At 73.2% G+C, this 4774-nt stretch carries 6 protein-coding genes; 3 read left to right on the top strand and 3 right to left on the bottom strand.

What is annotated here, in order from left to right; genetic code table 11:
* The coding region (locus tag G3I65_RS14175; RefSeq protein WP_309235447.1) for an SDR family NAD(P)-dependent oxidoreductase at positions 1-914 on the top strand (914 nt) is incomplete at its 5' end.
* Positions 915-924: 10 nt separating this feature from the next.
* A complete protein-coding gene (locus G3I65_RS14170) occupies positions 925-1446 on the top strand; it encodes a GNAT family N-acetyltransferase (RefSeq protein WP_160696526.1) in 522 nt (173 codons plus the stop codon).
* Here G3I65_RS14170 and G3I65_RS14165 read toward each other — a convergent pair.
* From G3I65_RS14165 to G3I65_RS14155, 3 genes are read right to left on the bottom strand one after another with little or no spacing between them, the layout of a single operon-like run.
* Complete coding sequence (locus tag G3I65_RS14165; protein ID WP_160696525.1) at positions 1443-2867, bottom strand: FAD-dependent monooxygenase; 1425 nt, start codon at positions 2865-2867, stop codon at positions 1443-1445. The two genes, G3I65_RS14170 and G3I65_RS14165, sit on opposite strands and share 4 nt — an antisense overlap.
* Positions 2868-2877: 10 nt before the next feature.
* The gene (locus tag G3I65_RS14160) at positions 2878-3450 is read right to left on the bottom strand and encodes a PadR family transcriptional regulator (protein ID WP_160696524.1); all 573 of its coding nucleotides are present in this window, start codon (positions 3448-3450) and stop codon (positions 2878-2880) included.
* 51 nt (positions 3451-3501) lie between these two features.
* Entirely contained in the window at positions 3502-4272 is a 771-nt protein-coding gene (locus tag G3I65_RS14155) for a maleylpyruvate isomerase family mycothiol-dependent enzyme (RefSeq protein ID WP_160696523.1), read from the bottom strand.
* A gap of 82 nt (positions 4273-4354) precedes the next feature.
* On the opposite strand from G3I65_RS14155, the gene G3I65_RS14150 reads away from it, so the two are divergent.
* The coding region (locus G3I65_RS14150; protein WP_160696522.1) for an MFS transporter at positions 4355-4774 on the top strand (420 nt) is incomplete at its 3' end.

Below are 4774 nucleotides of genomic sequence, written 5' to 3'. Positions count from 1 at the left end.
AAGACCCCCGCCGCTACAGCCGTCGCCGCCTGCTGGCCACCAGCGGCATCGCGGCCGGCGTCGGCGCGGTGGCCGGCGTCGGGTTGGTGCAGGGCGGCGCGAAGACGCCGCAGATCGGGCCGTCGGCGGCCCGGCGGTTCGCGGGCAAGGTCGTGCTGATCACCGGCGCGACGTCGGGTATCGGCCGGGCGGCGGCGCTGCGGTTCGCGGCCGAGGGCGGCAAGGTCGGCTTCTGCGGGCGCCGCGAGAACCTCGGCGCCGCGCTCGAGCGGGAGATCCGCGCGGCGGGCAGCGAGGCGACGTACGTGCGCGCCGACGTCCGCTCGGAAGACGACGTGAAGCGCTTTGTCGACACGATCGCAGGCAGGTACGGCGGGCTGAACGTGTGCTTCAACAACGCGGGCGTGACCGTCCAGAAGCCGTTGCACGAGTACAGCGCGGCGGAGTGGGACGACGTCGTGGGTACGAACCTGCGCGGCAATTTCCTGGCGCTGAAGCACGAGGTCCCGCACCTGAAGGCGGCGGGCGGCGGCACGGTGGTGGTGACGGCGTCGTCCAACGCGCTGGCCACGGACGCGGGCCGCGCGGCGTACACGGCGTCGAAACGCGGCCTGGTCGGCCTGGTCCAGACGGCGGCACTGGACTACGCGGCGGACGGGATCCGCGTCAACGCCCTGGTCCCGGGCACGACGAACACGGAACTGGTGCGCCGGGCCGGCGGCGCGATGGCCCTCCCGGACCCGGTCTGGGAAGCGATGGCGGCGAACTGGGCCCTGTCGAACGTGCCGGGCCTGAAGCGGATGGCGACGGCGGACGAGATCGCGGTCTTCGCGCTGGCACTGGCTTCGGGCGACTTCCCGTACATGACGGGCGCGCAGCTGGTAATCGATGGCGGGAAGACGGCGCACGCCTAAACTGGTGCCGGTGTTGATCACCACGGAACGCCTCACGCTGCACGCGTGGTCCGAAGACTGCTTCGACGGCTTGTTCGCACTGGCCCAGCTCCCGGAGACGGTCCGCTACGTCGGCACCGGCGAGCCGTGGAGCCACGAGTACACCCTGGGCAAGCACCGCGCGACGCTTGCCCACTGGGCATCGCACGGCTTCGGCTGGTTCGCGATTTCGGCTTCCCCCGGCTCGTTCGACGGCGTGGTGTCCTTGGTCTCCCGCAGCGCCACCGAGTCGGGCTTGGGCACGCCGGCCGTCGAGATGGGCTGGTGGATCGCCCCTTCGGGCTGGGGCCGGGGGTACGCGACGGAGGCGACTTCGGCGGTGCGGGACAAGGCTTTCGAGGCAGGCTGGGCGGACCGGCTGCTGGCGGTGTACGAACCGGCGAACACGGCGTCGGCCCGGGTGGTGGCGAAGCTGGGGTTCGCGCCGCACAGCAAGTTCACGCTGGAGGGGCGGGTCGAGCAGCGGGCGGTGCTGGACCGCCCGCCCGGCTAGGCGGACGCCGGGACCGGCACGTCGCCCACCCACCGCCGCAGGGCTTCCGCGAGCCCGGCGTCGTCCGTCCCCTCCGTCACCCAGGCAACGTGCCCGTCCGGCCGCAGAAGCACCGCGCCGATGTCCAAACCGGACGAAGCCGCCACCACCTCGACCCCCGCCGACCGCCCACCGAACGCCCCGGCCAGATCCACCAGCACCGGCCGCCCGGAATGCAGCAGCGCGGCCAAGTGCGTCGGCTGACCCGAAACGGTCAACGGAACATCCGGCGCCAGCCGGCCCAGCCAAGGGTGTTCACCGGTCTCGTACCGAGCGTCCAACCCGGTGATGATCTCGGCCAGCGCCCGGTTCCCCGCCGGGTGCGCCGCGACCCGCCGCAGCAAATCGGCCCACGGCTCGTCGCCCGCCTCCTCCACGGCGACCTGCGCCCGGGTGTTGGCCAGAATCCGCTCGCCCGCGGCATGCCGCTCGGCGTGATACGTGTCGAGCAGCCCCGAGGGAGCCGTCCCGCGTACGGTCGCCGCCAGCTTCCAGCCGAGGTTGAACGCGTCGTCCAGCGCCACGTTCACCCCGATCGCGCCCGCCGGCGGGTGGATGTGCGCCGCGTCCCCGGCCAGCAGCACGCGCCCCGACCGGTAACTCGACGCCAACCGGGCCGCGTCGCCGAAGCGGCTCAGCCAGCGGGGTGCGCGCAGCGGAACGTGCCGTCCCAGCACGGCGTCCACCTGCGCCTGCACCAGATCCAGCGTGACCGGCGTGTCCTTGTCCGACGGCGGCTCGTCCTCTCGGACGACGATGCGGACGTACCCGGGCCGCGGGATCACGAACACCGTCCGGCCGTCCGGACCGGCCGAAGGTCCGTACGGCAGCTCGCATTCGACGTCGGCGAGCAGCGCGAACCAGCGCGCGGAGACGCCGGGAAAGCCGATCCCGGCCTGCTTGCGGACAGTGCTGCGCCCGCCGTCGCAGCCGGCCAGGTACCGCGCCCGAATGGACAGTCCATTGTGGAGCGACGCGGTGACCCCGGAATCGTCTTGGGTGAAGGAAAGCAGCTCGTGGCCGCGCCGGATTTCGGCGCCGAGTTCCAGGGCGCGCGCCTCCAGGACCTCCTCGACGCGCGTTTGCGGGATGCCCAGCGAGAACGGGTGGTCGGTCGCCGCGCCGTCGAGCAGCAGCGGGCCGGGCAGGCCGGTGACCGGGGCGTGCGGCACCCGGTGGCCCTCGGCGACCAGGCCGTCGGCCAGCCCGCGCCGCGCCAGCAGGTCCAGCGCGCGCGAGTTCAGGTTGAAGCCGCGGCAGTACGGCGGGCGTTCCGGGTGGCGTTCGACGATCGTGGTGCGGACGCCCGCCAGCGCGAGTTCCGCGGCGAGCAGCAGGCCGGCCGGGCCGGCGCCGGCGATGAGGACGTCGGTTTCGAGCATGTTCTTCCCCTCAGGGGTGTTCGGGCCAGGGCAGGGAGCCGGCGCGGATTTCGGCGGCCGTGCGGCGGGCCCAGTCGAGCTCGGCCTGCGAGGCGTGCCGGACGAACTCGACCTCGATCATGAACAGCCGCGGCGCGCCCTTGCCGACCGTCTCGGCCAGCGCGGTGTCGGCGCCCTCGATGCGTCCGGCGAGGTGGCGCGCCCGTTCCTCCAGCGCGTCGGCGGCACGCTCCGGGCCGAGCGCGCCGAGGTAGCTCACCGCCGCGACGAACTTCGGGTACTCCGCGACCGGTTCGCGGACCAGTTCGTCGAGCCACGCGATGAACTCCTGGCGGCCGAGTTCGGTGTGCGCGTAGACGGTCCGCTCCGGCCGGTTGCCCTCCCGGACCGTCTCGACCGGCTCGATCCAGCGGTGCTTCGCCAGCGACTCCACGGTGTCGTAGAGCGAGCCGGGGTTGATCTTGAAACTCGTGTCCTTGTACCGCTCGCGCAGCGTGGACGCCATTTCGTACGGGTGCATCGGGCGTTCCAGCAGCAGGCCGAGCAGAGCGAGGGCGAGGGTGTTGCGGATCTTGCGCGGCACTAGTCGCTCCCTATCAGTCGGTTCCGACTATATGCCTGCCGTCAAGTGCGGCTAGAAGCGCGTGTGCGCCAGCCAGTGCCGGAACAGCTCCGCGTCACCGGACACGCCGATCCTCGGGTCGTCCGCGGCGAGGCGTCCGGTCAGCGCGAGGAGCAGGTCGGCGGCCCGGCCTTCGACGACCACGTCGGCCGCGGCGGGCTCGTCGCTCACCTCGACCGCCGACGGCGTCCGCCGGGCCAGCCAGGCGAGGTCCGGTTCGGTCGAGTGGAACAGCAGCGTCTCGCCGGTGCCCCGCAACGGCGTCCGGTCCAGCGCCGGGTGCCGCAGCCGCGAAAAGGCGGAGACCAGGCCGAGGCCTTCGGCGATGCCGTCCGCGGCGAGCTCGGCGTCGACGTCGTACGGCGCGCCGGTGGTGAGCGCCGCGTCCGCGCGGTGGACGACCGTCTCGTGGGTCAGCCGCCGCGTCCAGAACCCGGCGCGGCGATCGGGGGTCCAGGTCGACGTCGGGGTCTCGGGGCCGACTTCGGTCACCGCGGCGACGAGCCGTGCGGCGCCGTCGCGGAGCCAGTCGCCGAGGCCGGCGAATGCGGGCGGATCGTCGATCGTGACGGCCTCGAACGGCACGTACCCCGCCGGGCGGCTCAGGATGATCGCGGCGGACTTGTGGTACGCCACGCCGACGTGCCGGGTCAGGTCCCGCAGTGTCCACTCGGGACACGTCGGGACGCGCGAATCCGGTGCGGCGCCCGCGATCGCCATCCCGAACCGGTCCGCTTCGCCGAGGAGCGCGACGGCCAGCCGGTCGTGGCTCAAGGTCTTCACCCGGCCACGGTAGCCCGGTCCGCGGCGGCCATGGGGTCATGATCCGCTGCCCCGAAGGGCGGCGGGTCCGTAAGGTGGCGGCGTGACGGGTGACTTGAAACGCGCCCGCCTGGGGGTTTCGGTCGTGTTCGCGGTGTGCGGTGCCGCGTTCGCGACCTGGCTGGCCCGGGTACCGGCGGTGCAGGAGCAGCTGGGCCTGAGCACGGGCGCGCTGGCGACCGGCCTCTTCGGCCTCGCCGCCGGGTCGGTGCTGGTACTGCTGGGCGCGGGTGCGCTGCTGACCCGGATCGGCAGCCGCGCGGCGGTCGTCCTGGGCGCGGTCGTGCTGTGCGCGGGACTGCCGCTGGTCGCGTTCGCCTGGTCGGCGCCGGTGTTCGTCGCCGCGCTCGTCGTGCTCGGGGTCGGCAACAGCCTGCTCGACGTCGCGATGAACGCGCACGCCGCGCGCGTCGAGGAGGGCTACGGGCGCCCGATCTTCGCCGGCTTCCACGCCTTCTGGAAC

It is taken from the genome of Amycolatopsis sp. SID8362, from assembly GCF_010550475.1.
GTDB lineage: Bacteria > Actinomycetota > Actinomycetes > Mycobacteriales > Pseudonocardiaceae > Amycolatopsis > Amycolatopsis eburnea.
Note: the sequence above shows the minus strand (reverse complement) of the source record. Positions and strands in the feature narration are given on the sequence as shown.

Coding starts and splice junctions, on each gene's coding strand:
- G3I65_RS14165 (WP_160696525.1), bottom strand. CDS start 2,867: ATGCTCGAAACCGACGTCCTCATCGCCGGCGCCGGCCCGGCCGGCCTG.